Below are 19,608 nucleotides of genomic sequence, written 5' to 3' on the forward strand. Positions count from 1 at the left end.
GCCCGTCTTCGCATCGCCCGAACACAAGTTCTCTTGCCTCGGGTGCTTTGCGATCATGCAGCATCGGACCTGTTTGACAAGGCCATTGCGACCGGGTCCAATCGATTCTACCGGCACCCGGCGCTCAAAGAGGAGAATAGGCGGTGAAACCAGCCGTATTGTTGACCCATCGCCTTTACCAATCCACAGTCGTAGCCATAGAGGCGCGCTTTGACGCCATCCGGCTCTATGAGGGCCCCGATCCTGACGCGGTGCTGGTCCGGGTGGGGGAACGGGTCCGGGCCATTGCAGGCGGACACGTCAGTGCTGACCTCATGGCGAAACTCCCCAATCTCGAAATTATCGCCAATTTCGGAGTGGGCTACGATTCGGTCGATACCACCGCTGCCAAGGCGCGCGGGATCGTCGTCACCAATACGCCGGACGTGCTCAACGACGCCGTTGCCGAACTCGCCATCGGGATGATGCTCGCGCTCGGCCGGAAAATCCCCCAGGCCGATCGCTTCGTCCGTGAGGGGCAGTGGGCGCATGACGCTTACCCCCTCACAGGAGAACTCAACGGAAAGACCGTGGGCATTCTCGGCCTCGGACGGATCGGCAAGGAAATCGCCCAGCGCGCGCAGGCCATGAAGATGCGCGTCGTCTATCACGGCCGCCAAAAGCAGGACGACCAACCCTACATCTACTACAACAATCTCTCCGACATGGCGCGGGACGCAGATTGGCTCATGGTCATCGTTCCGGGCGGCGCAGCAACGCAAGGCATCGTTACCCGCGATGTTCTCGACGCGCTGGGTCCCGAAGGCGCTATCGTCAATCTAGGACGCGGGAGCCTTGTCGATGAACCCGCTATGCTCGACCTTCTCGAAACCGGCAAGTTGGGCGGCGCAGCCCTCGATGTGTTCCTCGATGAGCCCCGCGTCGATCCGCGCTTCTTTGCGCTCGACAACGTGGTCCTTTCTCCCCACCAGGGCAGCGCCACGCACCAGACCCGGCACAAGATGGGGCAAACCTTAGTGCGCAATCTCGAAGCCTATTTCGCCGGCCATCCGCCTCCGAACAGGGTTATCTAGCACGGCGCATCCTCGAGATTGGTCTGGACGATCGTATCCGCATCGTGAATGCACATCATCTTGAGTGGTGCATCGCCAGGATTGATGAAGCCGTGCGGCGTGTTCGGCTCGACGACGACGATATCGCCGGGCGTGCCCATGACGGTCTCTTCGCCCACGCGGAACCGCACGGTTCCCGACTGCACCATCCATACCTCGCTATATGGATGGACGTGTAAAGGCGCACCCTTGCCCGGATCGGCATCGACCGCGAAAAACGAGACATTGGCGCCAAATGGTGCACCCTCGAACTTCACTGTTCGGCTTGGCCCGGGCTGCCTGTCTGCGGCGCGGAGAATATGCGGCATGTCGATGATCCTACGTGATCCTCAGAGTCGTATCGGGATCGAAATAGCATATTCCTGACGTGTCGACACTGAGCGATACGGTATCCCCCGTTCGAACATTCGCCTTGCCCGAAAGCCGCGTCATCAGCTTTTGTCCGCCGAGCGTGAAACTGGCAAAGGTGTCGGAACCCGCATTCTCGGTCATGCTCGCCGTCAGCGCGATATCGCCGTTCCCCTCGGCAATCTCGAAGGCTTCCGGGCGCATACCGACAACGACTGGACGGTCGCGATAATGTGCCAGCGCCGAGGGGGAGGGGCCTGCCGTAAGCGATACGGCGTCCGCCCCGCTTCCGAATGTGATCCTTGTCGACCCGCCCTCGGGCGATACCGCGCCACGGATCAGATTCATGGGCGGGGAACCCATGAAGTCGGCCACGAACATGTTCTCGGGTTGCTCATAGATTTCCGTTGGCATGCCGTGCTGCTGGATGATGCCGTCCTTGAGAACCACGATCCGCGTGCCCAGCGTCATCGCTTCGATCTGGTCGTGGGTTACATAAACGATCGATGCGTGAAGCCGCTGATGCAACGCCTTGATTTCGGTGCGCATCTCGACCCTTAGCTTGGCGTCGAGGTTGGAAAGGGGTTCATCGAACAGAAACAGCGCGGGCTCGCGCACCAGCGCCCGCCCCATCGCGACACGCTGACGCTGGCCGCCCGAAAGATGGGCCGGCTTGCGGTCGAGCAGATGCTCGATCTGTAATAGCCGCGCGACATCCTTGACCTTGCGGACCTGCTCGGCTTTTCCCACGCGCCGAATCTTCATGCCGAACGCGATATTTTCCGAGACCGTCATCGTGGGATAGAGCGCATAGGACTGGAAGACCATCGCGATGTTTCGGTCCCGCGGCGGTACCTGGGTCACATCGCGCCCGGCAATCGAAATAGTCCCGCCACTGGTTTCTTCCAGCCCGGCGATGCAATTGAGCAGGGTCGACTTCCCGCACCCCGAGGGGCCGACGAGAACCAGGAAATCCCCTATCGCCATCTCCAGTGAGATGTTTTTGAGCACGTCTACCGTGCCATACCGCTTTTCTAGCGAAGCGATGGCCAGAACCGAGGGATATGCCTCGGCCTGAGGTGCGGCCGCTACCATGATTGTCCTCCGGTTGCAGGCGCGGCGCCCGTCGAGCCGCGCACGATGAGATCGACATCTGCCGTCTTTTGAAGCGTTTTTGGATCGGCGCCACCGATCCGCTTGTAGATCATGTCCGCCAGCGCGAACCCCGCATCGCGGATCGGCACCCGTGTCACCGTCAGCGGTGGCCAGTAATTCTCGGCCCGCAAATGCGGCAGCACGTCGTCATGGGCGATGATCGAGATGTCCCTGCCAACCTCGAGCCGCGCTTCGGCTGCGGCGCGGTATACGCCGAGGGCAAGCAAGGTGGAGGAGCAGAGGAAAGCCGTGGGGGGAAGGGCGTCCCGCGCCGCCAGCCACTCGGCCGCCCTCTGGTACCCTGCATCTTCGCTCATGTCCGAATGGCTCACGAACCTGTCCGGGACGTGAATCCCGTTTGCGGCCAGTACCGTGAGGAACGCGGCCTCGCGTTGGATGGCGAAGGCGAGCCCACTCGCTCCGTTCAAAAATGCGATCCTCCGATGGCCCAACGCGACCAGCAGTTCGGTGGCGCGGGTGAAGGCGCCGTGATTGTCTATGTCATAATAGCCATAGGGAAGGTCTTCTCCAACCCGGCCGTGGACGACGAAGGGAAAGTCGCGTTCGGTCAGCATGGCGATACGCCGGTCATCCACCTCGGGCGCCGAGACGATCAGCCCGTCGATCGCCCCCGAGGCGATCAGGCGTTCGTAAGTGGAGAGTTGCGCCCCGGGCGGCGCGTGGCGGAGGATCAGGTCCATATCCCGTTCGGCCAGCCCCATGCTGAGCCCAGCGAGATATTCCACGAAATGAGGATCCACCAGCAGGTTCCGCGCGGCCCGGAAGATGATGCCAACCATCCCCGATTTGCCCGTGGCCAGTTTCTTGGCAGTGGAATTGGGCCGGTAATTGAGTTCTTGTGCTGCAGCGATGACCCGAGCCCGCGTCTTTTCCCTCACTTCGGGGAACCCGTTGAGAGCGCGGCTAACGGTTGCCGGCGAAAGGCCCAAATGCCCAGCGAGTTCGCGCAGCGTCGTCACCACAGGCCTCCCATCCCAGGTTCCCAATATTGGCCAAACTTAAACCGGTTTGAATTTTTGATGTCAAGCGAGCGCGGTGATTTATAAGCAATGGGGCAGCGATGCTGTCGCATGTTCAAATCAGTGTTGACAAGAGTTTCAAACCGGTTTGAATTGCCGGCGATTTGAGGGGGCTGGTAACCTGAAACGAGACTTTGGGAGAAAGCGCATGGCTGAATGGTGGCGTGGCGGAGTGATCTATCAGATCTATCCGCGCTCCTTTCAGGACAGTAATGGCGACGGAATTGGCGATCTCAGAGGCATCATTTCTCGGCTTGAGCACGTTGCCAGCCTCGGTGTCGATGCTATCTGGCTCTCCCCCATCTTCCCTTCGCCCATGGCCGACATGGGGTATGACGTTGCCAACTATACCGATGTCGATCCGTTGTTCGGCGTACTCGCCGATTTCGACGCCCTCATCGAAAAGGCGCATGCGCTGGGCCTCAAGGTCATCATCGATCAGGTCCTGAGTCACACTTCCGATCAGCATCCCTGGTTCCAGGAGTCAAAAACGTCGCGCACCAACCCGCGCGCCGACTGGTATGTCTGGGCCGATCCCAATGACGACGGTACCCCGCCCAACAATTGGCCTTCGGTGTTCGGCGGTCCTGCCTGGGAGTGGAATGGCGCGCGCCGTCAGTATTACCTGCATAATTTCCTGATCAGCCAGCCGGACCTCAACTTCCACAACCCCGACGTGCAGGACGCGGTTCTGGATGCAATGCGCTTCTGGCTCGACCGTGGTGTGGACGGCTTCCGGTTCGATACGGTCAATTACTATTTCCATGACGAGGAACTGCGTAGCAACCCACCCGCCCCGCGCGAAAAGGAAACGCCGCTGGAGGCTGATCCCTACGGGATGCAGCTCCATCTCCATTCAAAGAACCGCCCCGAAAACATAGACTTCCTCAGGCGCGTCCGTGCGCTGCTCGATGAATATCCCGGCACGACGACCGTTGGCGAGGTCGGCGAGGCGCATCGCGCGATCGATATCATGGCCGCCTACACCACCGGCGACGATCTTTTGCACATGTGCTACTCGTTCGACATGCTTGGCCCTCAGTTTGCTGCCAGGCATTTCCGCTCGCGCGTCGAAAAGTTCTTCGCAGGCGCTCCCGATGGCTGGCCGTGCTGGAGCTTTTCCAACCACGACGTCGTGCGTCACATTTCCCGCTGGGAAGCCCACGAGGTTACGCCTGAAACGCTCGGGCGGCTGACCATTGCCTTGTTGCTGGCACTCAAAGGGTCGGTCTGCCTTTACCAGGGCGAGGAACTCGGTCTGCCTGAAGCCGAGCTCGAATATTCCGAGCTCACCGATCCTCCGGGTCTCCGCTTCTGGCCCGACATCAAGGGGCGCGACGGTTGCCGTACGCCCATGCCCTGGACGGACGCACCAAACGGAGGGTTCTCGGAAACCAAGCCGTGGCTTCCCGTCAAGCAGCCCCACCTCCAGCGCAACGTGGCGGCGCTCGAGGCCGATCCGGACGCGCTTGTTCACTACTACCGACGGATTCTATCCTACCGGAAGACCAACCGCGCGCTCGTGGATGGCGACGCCCATTTCTTCGATGTCCCCGAACCGATCTTGGCCTTCGCACGCACGGGCGCTGACGGTGATCTCGTTTGCATCTTCAATCTTTCGGCAAAGCCGTGCCGGCTCACACTTGCCGGGTTGCCACGGTCGTCAGTGCTTGCTGGGGTGTCGAATGGCGCTGAGCGCAAAGGCGGCACGCTCGCGCTCGCAGGCAACGGCTTTGCCTATCTCGAATGTGGCGCAGGGCTCGACCCCAAAGCCATTTCGGTCAAACCCGCAAAGGGCTAGGCCGCAACCAAGACGCCGCCGGTTCATGCCCGGTGGTGCATCAAGCATAGTGTCAAGGGAGGACACATCATGAAAAACAAGGCTTTGAGCCTTACCGCCGCGCTCGGCCTGCTGGCGGCTTCCACTTCGATGACCTTCGCGCTGGAAGACGGCAAGCTGCTCGTCTGGATCAATGCCGACAAGGGCTATAACGGCCTGCAGGAAGTCGGCGACTGGTTCACTGAGGAACTCGGCATCGAGGTCGTCGTCGAGTACCCTGAATCGGTCACCGACCGTTTCCAGCAGGCTGCCGCGACAGGGCAGGGCCCCGACATCTTCATCTGGGCGCACGACCGCTTCGGCGAATGGGCTGCTGGCGGACTGATTTCTCCGGTCAATCCGAGCCAAGCCGCCCGCGACCGGGTTTACGATTTCGCCTGGGACGCCGTGACCTTCGGCGGCGAAACCTGGGGCTATCCGATCGCGGTGGAAGCCGTGGGGCTCATTTACAACAAGGACCTCGTTCCTACGCCCCCATCCTCTTTTGAGGAAATCGTCGAAATGGATCTTGGCGACGTGACGCCGATCCTCTGGGACTACAACAACACCTACTTCACCTTCCCGCTCCTGATGGCGAATGGCGGCTATGCCTTTGAAATGCGAGACGGCGCCTATGACGGCACTGATACAGGCGTCGCCAATGAAGGCGCTATCAAGGGTGCGGCGATGCTGCGCCGCCTGATCGACGAGGGCGTCATGCCTCCGGGTGTCGACTACGGCGTCATGGAAGCTGCCGTCAATCGCGGCGAAGCAGCCATGATGATCAACGGTCCCTGGGCCTGGGGGAACCTCGAACAGTCGGGCATCAATTTCGGCGTTGCGCCGATCCCGAGTGTCGACGGCGCACCCTCCAAAGCCTTTGTGGGCGTGCTCGCGGCGACCATCAACGCGGCCAGCCCCAATAAGGACCTCGCGGTTGAATTCCTCGAGAACTACCTGCTCACCCCAGATGGGTTGCGCATGATCAACGATGACGTTCCGCTTGGTGCTGTCGTCGATGTCGAGTTCGCAGAGGAAGTCGGCGAGAACGAGAATATCGCCGCAACCCTCGCCAACGCCGAAACAGGCGTCCCGATGCCGTCCAACCCTGAAATGGGCAAGTTCTGGGCGGCAATGGAGCCCGCACTTCAGGCCATCACCTCCGGAGCCCAGTCGGTCGAGGACGCATTGGCCGATGCTCAGGCGCGTATTCTCGCGAACTGATACTGCCCGATTGCACGCGGCGGCCGGCGGCTTTTCGCCGGCCGCTTCGGGTTCCGGTCCCAATGGCGCGAGGCACCGATGGCGACGATGGCTCTGCAACGCGATATCCCGCCCGCGGGATCTCCGCTTGAATTGCGCACAATCGTCGGCACCCTGATCAAATGGGCGTTGCTTGCGGTTTATGGCCTCGCGCTGCTTTATATCGCCTGGGGACTCTACGCTGCGGGCGAGGCGCTGTTTGCCGCGGTGGTGCTGGCGCTGATGGTCGGCACGACCATCGTTTTCGGCCTGCGCCGGTTCTATACCATCCGCTTCATCTTCCCCGCCGTCATGGCGGTGCTGATCTTCATCGCGCTGCCGGTCGGCTTTACCTCCTATGTCGGCTTCACCAATTTCGGCGCCCGCAATCTGCTCACCCAGGATCGCGTGATCGCTTACCACATGCAGCGCACCATCGTGGATGCGAGCACCGAGCGCCCCTTTGTGCTCAGCCGCGATGTCGAAGGCTATCGTCTATTCCTGCCGGAAGGGGAGGGCGGGTTCATCTCCGAGCCCTTTGCCCTCGATGGTTCACCGGTCGAAATCGGAATGACGCCGGTGTCCCAGGCTCCCGAAACCGTGCTCGAAATGCGCGACGTCGTACAACTGCGCGGACCGCTCGGCGCGGTCACTGCCGTCTTGCCTGATGGCACCGACCTGACACTTTCGGGACTGCGTTCCTTCGCCACCGTCCGTCCGGTCTATGAAGAACAGCCCGATGGCTCGCTCCTCAACATCGCGGATGGCACAGTGCTGACACCCGATCAGTCGGTGGGGTTCTACCGCAATGAGGAGGGGCAGGCGATCGCGCCGGGTTGGCGCGTACATGTGGGCTGGGCAAACTTTCAGCGCGTGCTCTTTTCGGACAACGTGCGCCAGCCCATGCTCCAGATTTTCGTCTGGACGGTCGTCTTCGCCTTCCTCTCGATGGTGCTGACGTTCTCCGTCGGCATCCTGCTAGCCTCGCTGCTGCAGTGGCCGCACCTGAGGTTCAAGGGCTTTTACCGGATCATGCTTGTGCTGCCCTATGCGGTGCCTGCCTTTATCTCGATCCTCGTTTTCCGAGGATTGTTCAACCAGAATTTCGGTGAGATCAATCTGATCCTCCAGACGCTTTTCGGCATCAAGCCGCAATGGTTCACCGATCCAAACCTCGCACGGGCCATGACGCTCATTGTCAATACCTGGCTGGGCTACCCCTATATGATGCTGCTCGGCATGGGCTATTTGCAGGCCATCCCGCAGGACCACTACAAGGCCGCCGCGCTCGAAGGATCCGGGCCGCTTCGCAACTTCTTTGCCATCACCCTGCCGCAACTCCTGCCGCCCTTCGTGCCGTTGCTGATTGCCAATTTCGCGTTCAACTTCAACAATGTCGTGCTGATCCTCTTGCTGACGCGCGGCCTGCCCAACATTCCCGGCACCGAAATCCCGGCCGGAGCGACCGACATCCTCGGCTCGTTCACCTACCGGATGAGCTTTAACGACGCGGGGCAGAATTTCGGGATGGCGGGCGCCATTTCGACTTTGATCTTCATCGTCGTGGCCATCATTGCCTATGCCAACTTCGTCGCCATGCGCCGCTATGCGGCGGCAAAGGGGAGGGGACAATGATCGTTGAAAACCCGCGCGCACTGTTCTTCAAAAAACTGGCCGCGCACACTTTCCTCATCGCGTTCATCGCGCTGATCCTTTTTCCCTTTCTGATGGTGCTCTCGATTTCCTTCCGCGAGGGCAATTTCTCGACCGGCAGCCTCTGGCCCGAACGCCCGACGCTCGAGCACTGGTATCTTGCTTTAGGCATTCCCTACGAGCGGCCGAACGGCGTCATCGTCCAGCCGCCGTTCCCTGTGATGCTCTGGCTCTGGAATTCGATCAAGATCGGGGTCATCGCCTCGGCGGGCATCCTGATGCTTTCGACCACCGCAGCTTATGCGTTCTCAAAACTCCGCTTCCGCCACAAGGGGATCGTCCTCGATTCCCTCCTCATCATCCAGATGTTCCCGGCCGCCCTCACCGTCATAGCGCTCTATACGCTGTTCGATGCGCTTGGCTCGATCACCCCGCTCCTCGGCGTGGATAGTCACTGGGCGCTCGTTATCGCCTATCTCAGCGCTATCACGCTCCATATCTGGACCATCAAGGGCTATTTCGACTCGATGGACCCCGCGCTCGACAAGGCCGCCCAGATCGATGGTGCGACGCCCTGGCAGACCTTCCGCTTCGTCTTCCTGCCCATGAGCATTCCGATCCTTGCGGTGGTGTTCGTGCTGGCGTTCATTTTTCTCGTCACCGAATATCCGATTGCGGCGGTGTTGCTGCGTGAGCAAGGCCAGATGACGCTGGCCGTGGGGGCGCGGCAATACCTTTACGAGCAGCGTTACCTCTGGGGTGATTTCGCTGCCGCGGCGATCCTCTCGGGTATCCCCATCACGCTGGTCTTTCTTCTGGCCCAGCGCTACCTGGTGTCGGGGCTTTCCGAAGGGGCGGTGAAGGGCTGAATGCTCCCTACTGCGCGGGAAGCGCTCGTTCGGCCAGCCGCGCCCAGAAGCTCACGCCGTAGGGAATGGCCTCTTCGTTGAAATCGTATGTGTCGGTATGGAGGTCCGAGGTATCGCCATTGCCGAGGAAAATATATGCGCCCGGCCGGGCGTTGAGCATATAGGCGAAATCCTCCCCGCCCATAGTCGGGTCGACATCGGGGTTCACATTGGCTTCCCCAACGATTTCGCCCGCGACAGACGCCGCAAAAGCCGTCTGTGCCGGTGCGTTGACCGTTACAGGATAGCCGCGCCTATAGGTAACGCTCGCCGTCGCACCGAACGCCTCGGCGAGCTGTGGTGCAAGGCGCTTCATGCCCTTTTCCATCTGTGTACGCACCTCCTCATCGAGCGTGCGCACCGTTCCCGTAAGGCGCGACGTGCGCGGGATGACGTTGTGTGCCGTTCCCGCATTGACGGTCGTGACTGAAAGCACCGCCTGCCGGATCGGGTTCACGTTGCGCGAAACCAGCGTTTGCAGCCCCGTGATGATATGCGCGGAGACGATCACCGGATCGACGGCGAGATGCGGCATGGCCGCATGGCCGCCATGCCCCTCGATATCGATGATGAACTCGTCGGTTCCTGCCATGATTCCGCCCTCGCGGATGGCGAACTGGCCGAGGGGAATTCCCGGCATGTTGTGCATCCCGAACACTTCGGAAATTCCGAAACGCTCCATGATGCCGTCCTCGACCATCTCCCGGCCGCCGCCGCCGCCTTCCTCGGCGGGCTGGAAGATAACCGCGACCGTGCCGTCGAAATTGCGCGTCTCGGCGAGATAGCGCGCCGCGCCGAGCAGCATCGCCGTGTGTCCGTCGTGCCCGCAGGCGTGCATCAAGCCCTGGTTAGTGGAAGCATAGGGTTTGCCGGTCGCCTCGGTGATCGGCAAGGCGTCCATGTCGGCCCGCAGGCCGACGGTCTTGCCACTCGTGTTTGTCTTGCCCCGGATGACACCCACGACGCCCGTCCGCCCCAGCCCGGCCACCACCTCGTCAACCCCGAAGGACTTGAGTTTCTCCACAACCAAAGCCGCAGTACGGTGCACGTCGAACAATAGCTCGGGATGGGTGTGGATGTCGCGCCGCCACGCGACGATATCGGCCTGCAAATCGGCGATGCGGTTGATAATGGGCATAGAAATTCCTGAAGGGATCGTTCAGTAAGGGGGTAGTTTCGGTTCCCTGACCGGGCGCGTCAATGGGCTGACGACAAATTGTCGACCAGGATAATGGAGAACATGCCGGTCGAAGAACGTCTGATCATCGATTTTGTAGGTGGTGCCGTCGGCTACCGCCTGCGCCAGCGCGAGGGTCGCGGACAGGCGCTTCCGAAAGCCATCGGCCTGGGGAAAGGCGCGCCACCCTTTATCGTCGATGCCACAGCAGGTATGGGTCGCGATGCCTTTCTTCTCGCTTCGCTCGGTGCCCATGTAACGCTGATCGAGCGCAACACGGCGGTTCATGTTGCGCTCGCCGACGCAATGGAACGGGCACGGAAAACCTCCCCCGAGTTCAGCGAAATCATCGGCCGGATGACGCTCCTTTGCGGCGACTCGCGCGAGCTTCTCGTGGGTCTTGCGCCCGAAGTCGTGCTGGTCGATCCCATGCATCCTCCGCGCGGAAAATCGGCGCTGGTCAAAAAGGAAATGCGCGTCCTGCGCGAATACGTGGGAGACGATCCCGACCAGCGGGAGTTGATCGAGACGGCGCTCAATGCGGCGCGCCAGCGGGTCGTGCTCAAGTGGCCGTTGCGGGCAAAGCCATTGGGAGGGCTGCGCAAACCCAGCCACCAGATCATTGGCAAGACCACCCGCTACGACGTCTTTATGATCTCATAGCAACGATTCCATTGCAAACCGTCCGCCGCCGACTATAAAGACCGCGCGCCTATCTCCTCTTCTCCGGAAAACCAGATGTTCGAGACTCTCTCCAAGGCACCACAGGACAAGATTTTTGCGCTCATGGCCGAGGTCGCTGCCGACGCGCGGCCCGGCAAGATCGATCTCGGTATTGGCGTCTACAAGGACGACGACGGCAATACCCCGATCATGAGCGCGGTCCGCAAGGCCGAGGAACGCATTCTCACGACCGCCAGGACCAAGACTTATATCGGCGTGGCAGGCAACAAGGGGTTCTGCACCGCCATGGTCGACCTGGCGCTGGCAGGAACCGTTCCGGCAGAGCGCGTGCGTTCCGTGCAGGCGCCGGGTGGCACGGGCGCGGTTTGGGTACTGTTGACGCTTTTGAAGCGGGCAAAGCCCAACGGCCGCGTCTGGATATCCGATCCCTCCTGGCCCAATCATAAGCCGATGGCTGAGCAGGCTGGTTTCGCTGTCGCCACCTATCCATATTTCGACCCCGCGACGCGAGGCGTGCGGTTCGAGGAAATGCTCGCAACGCTCGACACGCTCGGGCCGGACGACATCGTGCTCCTGCATGGCTGCTGCCATAACCCCACCGGCGCGAACCTGACGCCCGGCCAGTGGGACGAAGTCGTGGCCTCGCTTTCCCGCACGGGCGCGTTCCCCCTCATCGATCTCGCCTATCAAGGCTTTGGTGACGGGCTCGAAGAGGACGCCTACGGCGCCCGCGCCATTGCAAAGGCAATTCCCGAATTCGTGCTCGCCACCAGCTGCTCGAAGAATTTCGGCATCTATCGCGAACGCGTCGGGTGCGCCATCATCGCGGGCAAGGACGCGGCCGCTGCAGATGTCGCCAATTCGCAGATGCTCAACATCGTGCGCGGTGCCTATTCCCAGCCCCCTGATCACGGCGCGGAGATCGTACGCATCATCCTTGAAGACAAGGACCTGCGCGCCGAGTGGCAGGCTGAGCTCGAAGCGATGCGCCAGCGAATGGTAGGCAACCGTCAGGCGCTTGCCGACGCCATCCGTGCCAGATCCAACAGCACCGACTTCGATTTCGTCGCCCAGCATCGCGGCATGTTCTCGCTGCTCGGACTCGGCGTTTCGACGGTCGAACATCTTAAGGCCAACAATGCGGTCTATATGCTCGACGACAGCCGCATCAACATTGCGGGGCTGGCCGACGAACGTATCCAACGGCTGGCGGATGCCATTGTCGGAGCGACGCACTGACGGCGAAATAGGGTCTCCAAAGAAATCCAGCTTTCAGCCTTGAAGCTGGCCGGTCCTTGGGCCATTTTGGATATTAGACTAAAGTATCATCCCAAAGGGGGAGAGAAATGAAGTTTTTTGTCGATACGGCCGAAGTTGCCGAAATTCGTGAACTGCACGAAATCGGGCTGCTTGACGGCGTCACCACCAATCCTTCGCTCGTTGCCAAGTCGGGCCGCGACTTCAAGGAAGTGGTCAAGGAAATCTGCGACCTGTTGCCTGGCCTGCCCGTTTCGGCCGAAGTGGCGGCAACCGACTTTGACGGCATGATGGCAGAAGCGGACGTGCTGTCCAGGATCGCCGACAATGTTGTTATCAAACTGCCCCTCACGCTTGCCGGCCTCAAGGCCTGCAAGGCGCTGACGGACAAGGGAATCAACACCAACGTCACCCTTTGCTTCTCGGCCAACCAGGCGCTGCTCGCCGCCAAGGTCGGTGCGACCTACATTTCGCCGTTCATCGGGCGCATCGATGATATCAACCTCGACGGTATGCAGCTCATCGAGGATATCCGGCAGATTTACGACAATTACGGCTTCGAGACCCAGATTCTCGCCGCTTCCATCCGCTCGATGAACCACGTTTCCGAAGCCGCGCTTGCCGGTGCAGACGTGGCGACCATCCCGCCGAACGTTCTGAAGAAGCTGGCCGACCATCCGTTGACCGACAAGGGTCTGGACGCCTTCGTCAAGGATTGGAAGTCCACGGGCCAGTCGATCCTGTAGGCGTCGATGGCCGAGGAAGCCATAAAGGCCGCGATCCTGAAGGCGCTGGGCTCCATCGAGGTGCCCGGCGGCGCGTCGCTGGCCGAATTTCCAGGGCTCTCCGATGTCATCGTGACCAAGGGCGCGGTCGCCTTCGCCATATCGGTCACCCCCGGAATGGAGGCCGCGTTCGCTCCTGCGCGGACGGCAGCCGAACAAGCAGCGGCAAGCGTAGCCGAAGGCCGCAAGATCATGGTGTCGTTGACCAGCGACAGGACCCCGGTGCAGGCCGCGCCCGGCGGCGCGCAGAAGCGTCCCGGTCCGCCCCCGCGAACCCCGGTTCCCGGCATCCGGAACATCCTCGCTGTCGGATCGGGCAAGGGCGGGGTGGGCAAATCGACCTGCGCGGTCAATATCGCGCTGGCCCTTTCGGCCAAGGGCCTGCGGGTCGGCATTCTCGACGCCGATCTTTACGGCCCCTCGATTCCCAAGCTTCTTGGCATCGACGGCAAGCCAGCCTTCCGCGATGACGGCATTTTCCGGCCCTTTGAGGTCTTCGGCATCAAGGCGATGTCGATTGGCCCGATGCTGGAGGGCAACCAGGCCGTTGTCTGGCGTGGCCCCATGGCAACCTCGGCCTTGCGGCAATTGTTGCGCGAGACCGATTGGGGCGAGTTGGATGTCCTCGTCGTGGACTTGCCGCCTGGCACCGGCGACATTCAGATATCGCTCGTCCAGCAGGTGGAATTGGCCGGTGCCGTCATTATCTCGACGCCGCAGGACCTTGCGCTGATCGACGCAAAAAAGGCGATCGACATGCTGGCCAGGGTCGGGGTGCCCGTCACAGGGATCGTCGAGAATATGAGCTATTTCGTAGCGCCCGATACCGGCAAGCGCTATGACATCTTCGGACATGGCGGGGCCGAAAGGGCGGCTGTGGAACTGGGCCTCCCGTTCCTAGGGAAGGTGCCGCTCGTCATGACCATCCGCGAGGGTTCTGATCGAGGCACGCCACCCGTTGCCGCCGAGCCAGAAGGCCCTGAAGCCAACGCCTTCAGCGACATCGCACAAGCCCTGCTTTCCCGGCTGAAGCTCGACACCCACGCTTGACGCTTTCGTCACGGATGGTGACAGAATGTCACGAGTCTGCTACATCTCGTTGTAATCGATTACAAATGTATACCGGGTGGAGAATAGCGCTATGATGTTCACGCATAAGCGCGCCGATTTCGGCGAAGGTTTCGTGTTTGGTGCGGCCACCGCCGCTTATCAGATCGAGGGCGGGCACACCGAGGGCAGGGGCTCTTCCATCTGGGACACCTTCGCGGGGACCCCGGGCAATGTTCATAATGGCGATAACGGCAAATATGCCTGCGATCACTATAATCGCTGGTCGGAGGATCTTGATCTGCTCTCCGATGGCGGGTTCGACGCCTATCGCTTCTCGTTCGCCTGGCCGCGCATTCTGCCTGAGGGCATAGGACAAGTGAACCAGCGCGGGCTCGACTTCTATGATCGCCTGATCGACGGGATGCTGGAGCGCGGCCTTAGTCCATTCGCGACCCTTTATCACTGGGATCTTCCGAGCGCGCTGCAGGACAAGGGTGGGTGGCTCAATCGCGACATCGCCGGATGGTTTGCCGATTACGCGGTTCTCGTTACCCGCCGGTTCGGCGATCGGCTCGCCTCCACGGCCACGATCAATGAACCCTGGTGTGTCGCCTTCCTCTCGCACATGCTCGGCATCCACGCGCCGGGATATCGCGATGTGCGCGCCGCCGCCCGCGCCTCCCACCATGTCCTTTACGCTCATGGTACGGCCATCGAGGCAATGCGCGCCGTTGGGGGCAAGAACCTGGGAATCGTCCTGAATTTCGAGGTCGCACAGGGCGCCACCAACAAGGCAGAAGACATGGCCGCCGCGCGGCTCTGGGACGGGATATTCAACCGATGGTACCTCGACGGCGTGTTCCGCGGCAAATATCCCTCCGATGTGCTGGCGCATTTTATGCCGCACATGCCTGACGGCTTCGCCGACGATATGGCGAGGGTTTCGACGCCGATCGACTGGCTCGGCGTCAACTATTACACGCGCGGGCTTTATGAGCACGATCCGGACCGCGCCGTATTTCCCCTTCGGAAGGTCGACGGCCCGCTCGAAAAGACCGATATCGGCTGGGAGATTTTCCCCCAGGGACTCGAGGATATTCTCACTCGCATATCCGCCGATTATACATCCATCCCGATCTACGTGACTGAGAACGGAATGGCCGAAGTCGAAGGTGTCGATGATCCGCGTCGGGTCGCCTATTACGATTCCCACCTTGCTGCAGTCCTTGCGGCCAAGCGGCGCGGGGCCGATGTGCGCGGATATTTCGGCTGGTCGCTGCTCGACAATTTCGAGTGGGCAGAAGGCTACAACAAGCGCTTCGGGCTGGTCCATGTCGACTATAGGACCCAGAAACGCACGCCGAAATCGTCTTATCGGGCCTTCCAGGATCTTCTCACCGGGGCCAACCGCAAAGTGGCGTGACTTCACGCCCTATTGCCCGTTTCGCGATTTCTAGGCCTGACCTTTCCCTCGAGGCGAGGGCTTGCCGCTGACCGTGGCCACTCGGGCCGTGGAGTGAAAGGGCAGGAGATCCGACGCAAAACGATCCCGTCTTGGCAAGAATGGGAGTTTGTGCAACCTTTTGCGATACCGCAAAGCGTTAGCAGGCTGCCCCAATTCGCAGCGAAAACGTTTTGGTTGCCAAAACGTTTTGGAAGGCGTAAGCGGCGTGATGGACGCTTCATGCAGTGTCCGAAAGTGTGCCATGGGAGGACTACATGCACAAAACCTTACTGGCCGGGGCATCTGCTCTGGTGCTTTCCCTTGCTCTTGCCGCTCCTGCTTCCGCGCAGGCAGTCGAACTGCCGGATTTGAGCGGTCAATCCCTGACCGTCTTCGGGCCCTGGGTGGGCGGCGCAGAAATCGCGGCGATCTCGGCCGTGATTGCCGAATTCAACGAACAGACCGGCGCCAACGCCGAATATGTGGGGTCGGACAGTCTCGAGCAGCAGATCGTCATAGATGCTCAGGCCGGCTCGGCTCCTGAAGTGACATTCTTCCCCCAGCCCGGCCTTGCCGCCAACATGGCATCCCAGGGTTTCCTCACGCCATTGCCCGAGGGATCCGATCAGTGGATTCTTGACAACTACGCCGCCGGCCAATCCTGGGTGGATCTCGGTACCTATGCCGATGCGAACGGCGAGGACCAGCTCTATGGGTTCTTCTACAACGTGAACCTCAAGTCGCTTGTCTGGTATGTCCCGGACAACTTCGAGGATGCTGGCTACGAAGTGCCCGAAACGATGGAAGATCTCATCGCCCTTTCGGAACAGATCGTTGAGGACGGCGGTACCCCGTGGTGCATCGGCCTCGGTTCGGAGGCAGCCACCGGCTGGCCTGCGACAGACTGGGTCGAAGACCTGATGCTGCGTCTGCACGCCCCCGAGGTCTACGACCAGTGGGTTTCCAACGAAATTCCGTTCAACGATCCGCGCGTAGTCGAAGCCATCGAAGCTTTCGGCATGTTCGCAAAGAATGATGCGTGGGTAGCAGGCGGCGCGCAGGCGGTCGGTACCACCGACTTCCGTGACAGCCCTGCCGGCCTGTTTCAGGTGCCCCCGCAGTGCTACATGCACCGCCAGGCTTCGTTCATTCCGGCCTTCTTCCCGGATGGAACCGAACTCGGTGTGGATGCGGATTTCTTCTACTTCCCGTCCTATGCCGAAAAGGACCTCGGCAACCCCGTGATGGGCGGCGGTACGCTGGCGGCAATCACCAACGACTCGCCTGCTGCCCAGGCCTTCATGGACTATCTCAAGCTGCCCGTGGCCCACGAAATCTGGATGAGCCGCTCGGGCTTCCTCACCCCGCATCAGGGCGCCGACCTGGCCGCTTATGCCGACGATACCCTGCGCGCCCAGGGCGAGATCATGCTCAATGCGACGACGTTCCGCTTTGACGGATCCGATCTGATGCCGGGTGCCATTGGTGCCGGAGCTTTCTGGACCGGCATGGTGGATTTTGTTGGCGGTGCGTCCGCAGAAGATGTGGCCAACAATATAGAAACGGCCTGGAGCAACCTCTGATCCTCTGACAAACTGACGCCGGTGCGGTTTCGCACCGGCGTTTTCAAATCGCCCGGCATATGAGCGGTTCCGGGGAAAGCTCTTTGGGGAGTGGGGGAGCACAATGGTTGAGCAGATACTCTACGCGGCCCTTACCATCGCCGTTGGCGTGGGGTTCGCCTTCGTTTATTTCTGGGGAAGCAACTGGCTGCTGGACAGGGCTCTTTCCACACAGGGGCTCGACGGTCCCGCCTCGGCGCGGCGCGATACCTTGCGCACCCGTATCCGCCCCTGGCTGTTTCTGTTTCCGGCCCTTTTCTTTTTGACCGTCTATCTCGTCTATCCGGTCTTCGAGACCATCAGACTGACGTTCTACGATGGCGGCGGACGCAACTTTGTCGGAGCCGCCAACTGGATTTGGGCTCTCAACAGCCCCGCCTTCGTGCAATCGCTCATCAACAACGCGCTGTGGCTTATCTTTGTGCCGACCGCCGCAACGGCTTTCGGCCTGCTCGTCGCCGTCCTAGCCGACAGGCTTTGGTGGGGCAATATCGCCAAGTCGCTTGTCTTCATGCCGATGGCCATTTCCTTCGTCGGCGCATCTGTCATCTGGAAGTTCATTTACGACTATCGCGGCACGGGCGAGCAGATCGGCCTTCTCAATGCCATCGTCGTCGCCTTCGGCGGCGAGCCCCAAGCCTGGATCACCGTGCCCTTCTGGAACAACTTTTTCCTGATGGTCATTCTCGTCTGGATTCAGACCGGTTTCGCTATGGTCATTCTCTCGGCCGCTCTCCGGGGCATCCCGGAGGAGACCATCGAAGCCGCTCGCATCGACGGGGCCAGCGATGTGAGGATTTTCTTCGACATCATGATCCCCCAGATTCTGCCCACCATCCTCGTGGTCTGGACCACCATCACCATCGTCGTGCTAAAGATCTTCGATATCGTGCTCGCCATGACAGGGGGGCAATGGAACACACAGGTTCTCGCGAACCTGATGTACGACCAGATGTTCCGCGCCAACCATTTCGGCCGCGGTTCTCTGGTGGCTCTGGTCATCATGATTGCTGTTCTGCCTGTGATGATCTGGAACATCCGCCAAGCCAGATCTGAAGAGGGGACGCACTAAATGGCCACGATCACCCAATCGAGCCCGGTGACGGCGGAGCCCAAAGCCGGCATTCTCAGCAATATCAAGGTCACGCCGGGCAAGGCGATGGCCCACCTGGCGCTATTGCTTCTGGTTCTCATCTGGACCGTACCGACCTTCGGTCTGCTCATTTCCTCGGTTCGCGACAGGGACCAACTTGCGGTCTCCGGGTGGTGGACGTCACTGACCACCGTTCAACGGTCCTTCGCCGGCGTCCTGGGCACGCCCGCAGATCAGGTCCAGGAGGACGACCAGTTTGTCATTCGAGGCAATGTTCTCGGAGACGATTCGAACCAGGTGCTCGTGGGCTTCGGCACCTCGATCAACAATCCCGCCGAGTTTCCCGCCGGATCGAGCGTCGAGATGCGCACTGGCGGCACGATCACGGTCTCGGAGGACGGCAGCTACGTCTGGACCTCGCCAACCGCTTTCGCTCATAACCGCGTTCGTCTGTTCTACACCTCGCAGGTTCCTCCCCGCTTCACGCTCGATAACTACGTGGAGGTTATTACGGCGGCCGGGATCGGGCGGGCTTTCGTCAACTCGTTCACGGTAACCGTCCCGGCGACCATCATCCCTATCCTCATCGCGGCCTTTGCCGCCTATGCCCTGGCCTGGATGCGGTTTCCAGGCAGGACATTGCTGGTGGCGCTGATGGTCGGGCTTCTCGTCGTCCCGCTCCAGATGTCGTTAATCCCCCTCCTGAGGCTATATAACGGCATCGCAACAACGTTCGGAGGCAGCGCCAAGTCCTATCTCGGCATATGGCTGGCCCACACCGCCTTCGGTCTGCCGCTCGCGATCTATCTGTTGCGTAACTATATGGCCGGGCTGCCCCGGGAAATCATGGAAAGCGCCCGCATGGACGGCGCGTCCCATTTCCAGATTTTCGTGACGATGGTTCTGCCGCTATCCTTCCCGGCGCTCGCCTCGTTCGCGATTTTCCAGTTCCTCTGGGTCTGGAACGATCTTCTCGTGGCCATCGTGTTCCTGGGCCAAAGCCAGAATGAACTGGTGCTCACAGGCCAGTTGCGCGCACTGCTCGGCTCACGGGGAGACAATTGGGAAATTCTGACCGCCGGCGCGTTCATATCGATCGTCGTGCCGCTGGTCGTTTTCTTCTCGCTGCAACGCTACTTTGTCCGCGGCTTGCTCGCTGGGTCGGTCAAGGGCGGATAAGGACGACTTGCCCCATCTCTTCCAAGGAAAGGCCGCCTCT

The 19,608-nt window shown here is 60.8% G+C and carries 17 protein-coding genes; 13 read left to right on the top strand and 4 right to left on the bottom strand.

Features of this window, described 5'->3' with window-relative positions; all coding sequences use genetic code 11:
- The first annotated feature begins 143 nt into the window (after nt 1-143).
- Entirely contained in the window at nt 144-1,073 is a 930-nt protein-coding gene (locus I2G20_RS09450; RefSeq protein ID WP_343070323.1) for a 2-hydroxyacid dehydrogenase, read from the top strand.
- On the opposite strand, the gene I2G20_RS09455 is transcribed toward I2G20_RS09450, so the two are convergent.
- The 3 genes from I2G20_RS09455 to I2G20_RS09465 are packed head-to-tail and all read right to left on the bottom strand — an operon-like array spanning nt 1,070 to nt 3,595.
- Nucleotides 1,070-1,420 carry a cupin domain-containing protein gene (locus tag I2G20_RS09455; protein WP_196259464.1) on the bottom strand — a complete coding sequence of 117 codons (351 nt, stop codon included), beginning with the start codon at nt 1,418-1,420 and terminating at the stop codon, nt 1,070-1,072. The genes I2G20_RS09450 and I2G20_RS09455 overlap by 4 nt on opposite strands.
- 10 nt (nt 1,421-1,430) lie before the next feature.
- Complete coding sequence (locus I2G20_RS09460) at nt 1,431-2,555, bottom strand: ABC transporter ATP-binding protein (RefSeq protein ID WP_196259465.1); 1,125 nt, start codon at nt 2,553-2,555, stop codon at nt 1,431-1,433.
- Nucleotides 2,549-3,595, bottom strand: coding sequence for a substrate-binding domain-containing protein (locus I2G20_RS09465; RefSeq protein ID WP_196259466.1), 1,047 nt, complete (start codon nt 3,593-3,595; stop codon nt 2,549-2,551). Before I2G20_RS09465 ends, I2G20_RS09460 begins: the two co-directional genes overlap by 7 nt.
- 208 nt (nt 3,596-3,803) lie before the next feature.
- Between I2G20_RS09465 and I2G20_RS09470 the strand changes: the two genes are divergently transcribed.
- From I2G20_RS09470 to malG, 4 genes are all read left to right on the top strand, one after another.
- On the top strand, nt 3,804-5,456 hold the full coding sequence (locus tag I2G20_RS09470) for an alpha-amylase family glycosyl hydrolase (protein ID WP_196259467.1): 1,653 nt from the start codon (nt 3,804-3,806) through the stop codon (nt 5,454-5,456).
- Nucleotides 5,457-5,525: 69 nt separating this feature from the next.
- Nucleotides 5,526-6,698 carry a maltose/maltodextrin ABC transporter substrate-binding protein MalE gene (gene malE / locus I2G20_RS09475; RefSeq protein WP_196259468.1) on the top strand — a complete coding sequence of 391 codons (1,173 nt, stop codon included), beginning with the start codon at nt 5,526-5,528 and terminating at the stop codon, nt 6,696-6,698.
- A gap of 78 nt (nt 6,699-6,776) precedes the next feature.
- On the top strand, nt 6,777-8,351 hold the full coding sequence (malF, locus tag I2G20_RS09480) for a maltose ABC transporter permease MalF (RefSeq protein WP_246472996.1): 1,575 nt from the start codon (nt 6,777-6,779) through the stop codon (nt 8,349-8,351).
- Nucleotides 8,348-9,238, top strand: coding sequence for a maltose ABC transporter permease MalG (gene malG, locus I2G20_RS09485; RefSeq protein ID WP_196259469.1), 891 nt, complete (start codon nt 8,348-8,350; stop codon nt 9,236-9,238). Before malF ends, malG begins: the two co-directional genes overlap by 4 nt.
- Before the next feature lie 7 nt (nt 9,239-9,245).
- On the opposite strand, the gene I2G20_RS09490 is transcribed toward malG, so the two are convergent.
- Nucleotides 9,246-10,415: a M20 aminoacylase family protein gene (locus I2G20_RS09490; protein WP_196259470.1), complete on the bottom strand. Its 1,170-nt coding sequence runs from the start codon at nt 10,413-10,415 to the stop codon at nt 9,246-9,248.
- A 102-nt stretch (nt 10,416-10,517) separates the two neighbouring features.
- Here I2G20_RS09490 and I2G20_RS09495 point away from each other — a divergent pair, with 102 nt between their 5' ends.
- The 8 genes from I2G20_RS09495 (at nt 10,518) to I2G20_RS09530 (ending at nt 19,568) form a co-directional block, all read left to right on the top strand.
- Entirely contained in the window at nt 10,518-11,117 is a 600-nt protein-coding gene (locus I2G20_RS09495; RefSeq protein WP_246472997.1) for a class I SAM-dependent methyltransferase, read from the top strand.
- A gap of 75 nt (nt 11,118-11,192) precedes the next feature.
- Nucleotides 11,193-12,377: an amino acid aminotransferase gene (locus tag I2G20_RS09500; protein WP_196259471.1), complete on the top strand. Its 1,185-nt coding sequence runs from the start codon at nt 11,193-11,195 to the stop codon at nt 12,375-12,377.
- A 107-nt stretch (nt 12,378-12,484) separates the two neighbouring features.
- Nucleotides 12,485-13,141, top strand: a complete 657-nt coding sequence (gene fsa / locus I2G20_RS09505) for a fructose-6-phosphate aldolase (RefSeq protein ID WP_196259472.1) — start codon at nt 12,485-12,487, stop codon at nt 13,139-13,141.
- Nucleotides 13,142-13,147: 6 nt separating this feature from the next.
- A complete protein-coding gene (locus tag I2G20_RS09510) occupies nt 13,148-14,230 on the top strand; it encodes an Mrp/NBP35 family ATP-binding protein (RefSeq protein WP_196259473.1) in 1,083 nt (360 codons plus the stop codon).
- A 91-nt stretch (nt 14,231-14,321) separates the two neighbouring features.
- Nucleotides 14,322-15,653, top strand: coding sequence for a GH1 family beta-glucosidase (locus tag I2G20_RS09515; RefSeq protein ID WP_343070324.1), 1,332 nt, complete (start codon nt 14,322-14,324; stop codon nt 15,651-15,653).
- A gap of 296 nt (nt 15,654-15,949) precedes the next feature.
- Entirely contained in the window at nt 15,950-17,257 is a 1,308-nt protein-coding gene (locus I2G20_RS09520) for an ABC transporter substrate-binding protein (RefSeq protein WP_196259474.1), read from the top strand.
- A 103-nt stretch (nt 17,258-17,360) separates the two neighbouring features.
- A complete protein-coding gene (locus I2G20_RS09525; protein ID WP_196259475.1) occupies nt 17,361-18,368 on the top strand; it encodes a carbohydrate ABC transporter permease in 1,008 nt (335 codons plus the stop codon).
- Nucleotides 18,369-18,455: 87 nt separating this feature from the next.
- Nucleotides 18,456-19,568, top strand: coding sequence for a carbohydrate ABC transporter permease (locus I2G20_RS09530; RefSeq protein ID WP_196259724.1), 1,113 nt, complete (start codon nt 18,456-18,458; stop codon nt 19,566-19,568).
- The last annotated feature ends 40 nt before the right edge of the window (nt 19,569-19,608 follow it).

The sequence above is a fragment of the Pelagibacterium limicola genome (genome assembly GCF_015694405.1).
GTDB classification, from domain to species: domain Bacteria; phylum Pseudomonadota; class Alphaproteobacteria; order Rhizobiales; family Devosiaceae; genus Pelagibacterium; species Pelagibacterium limicola.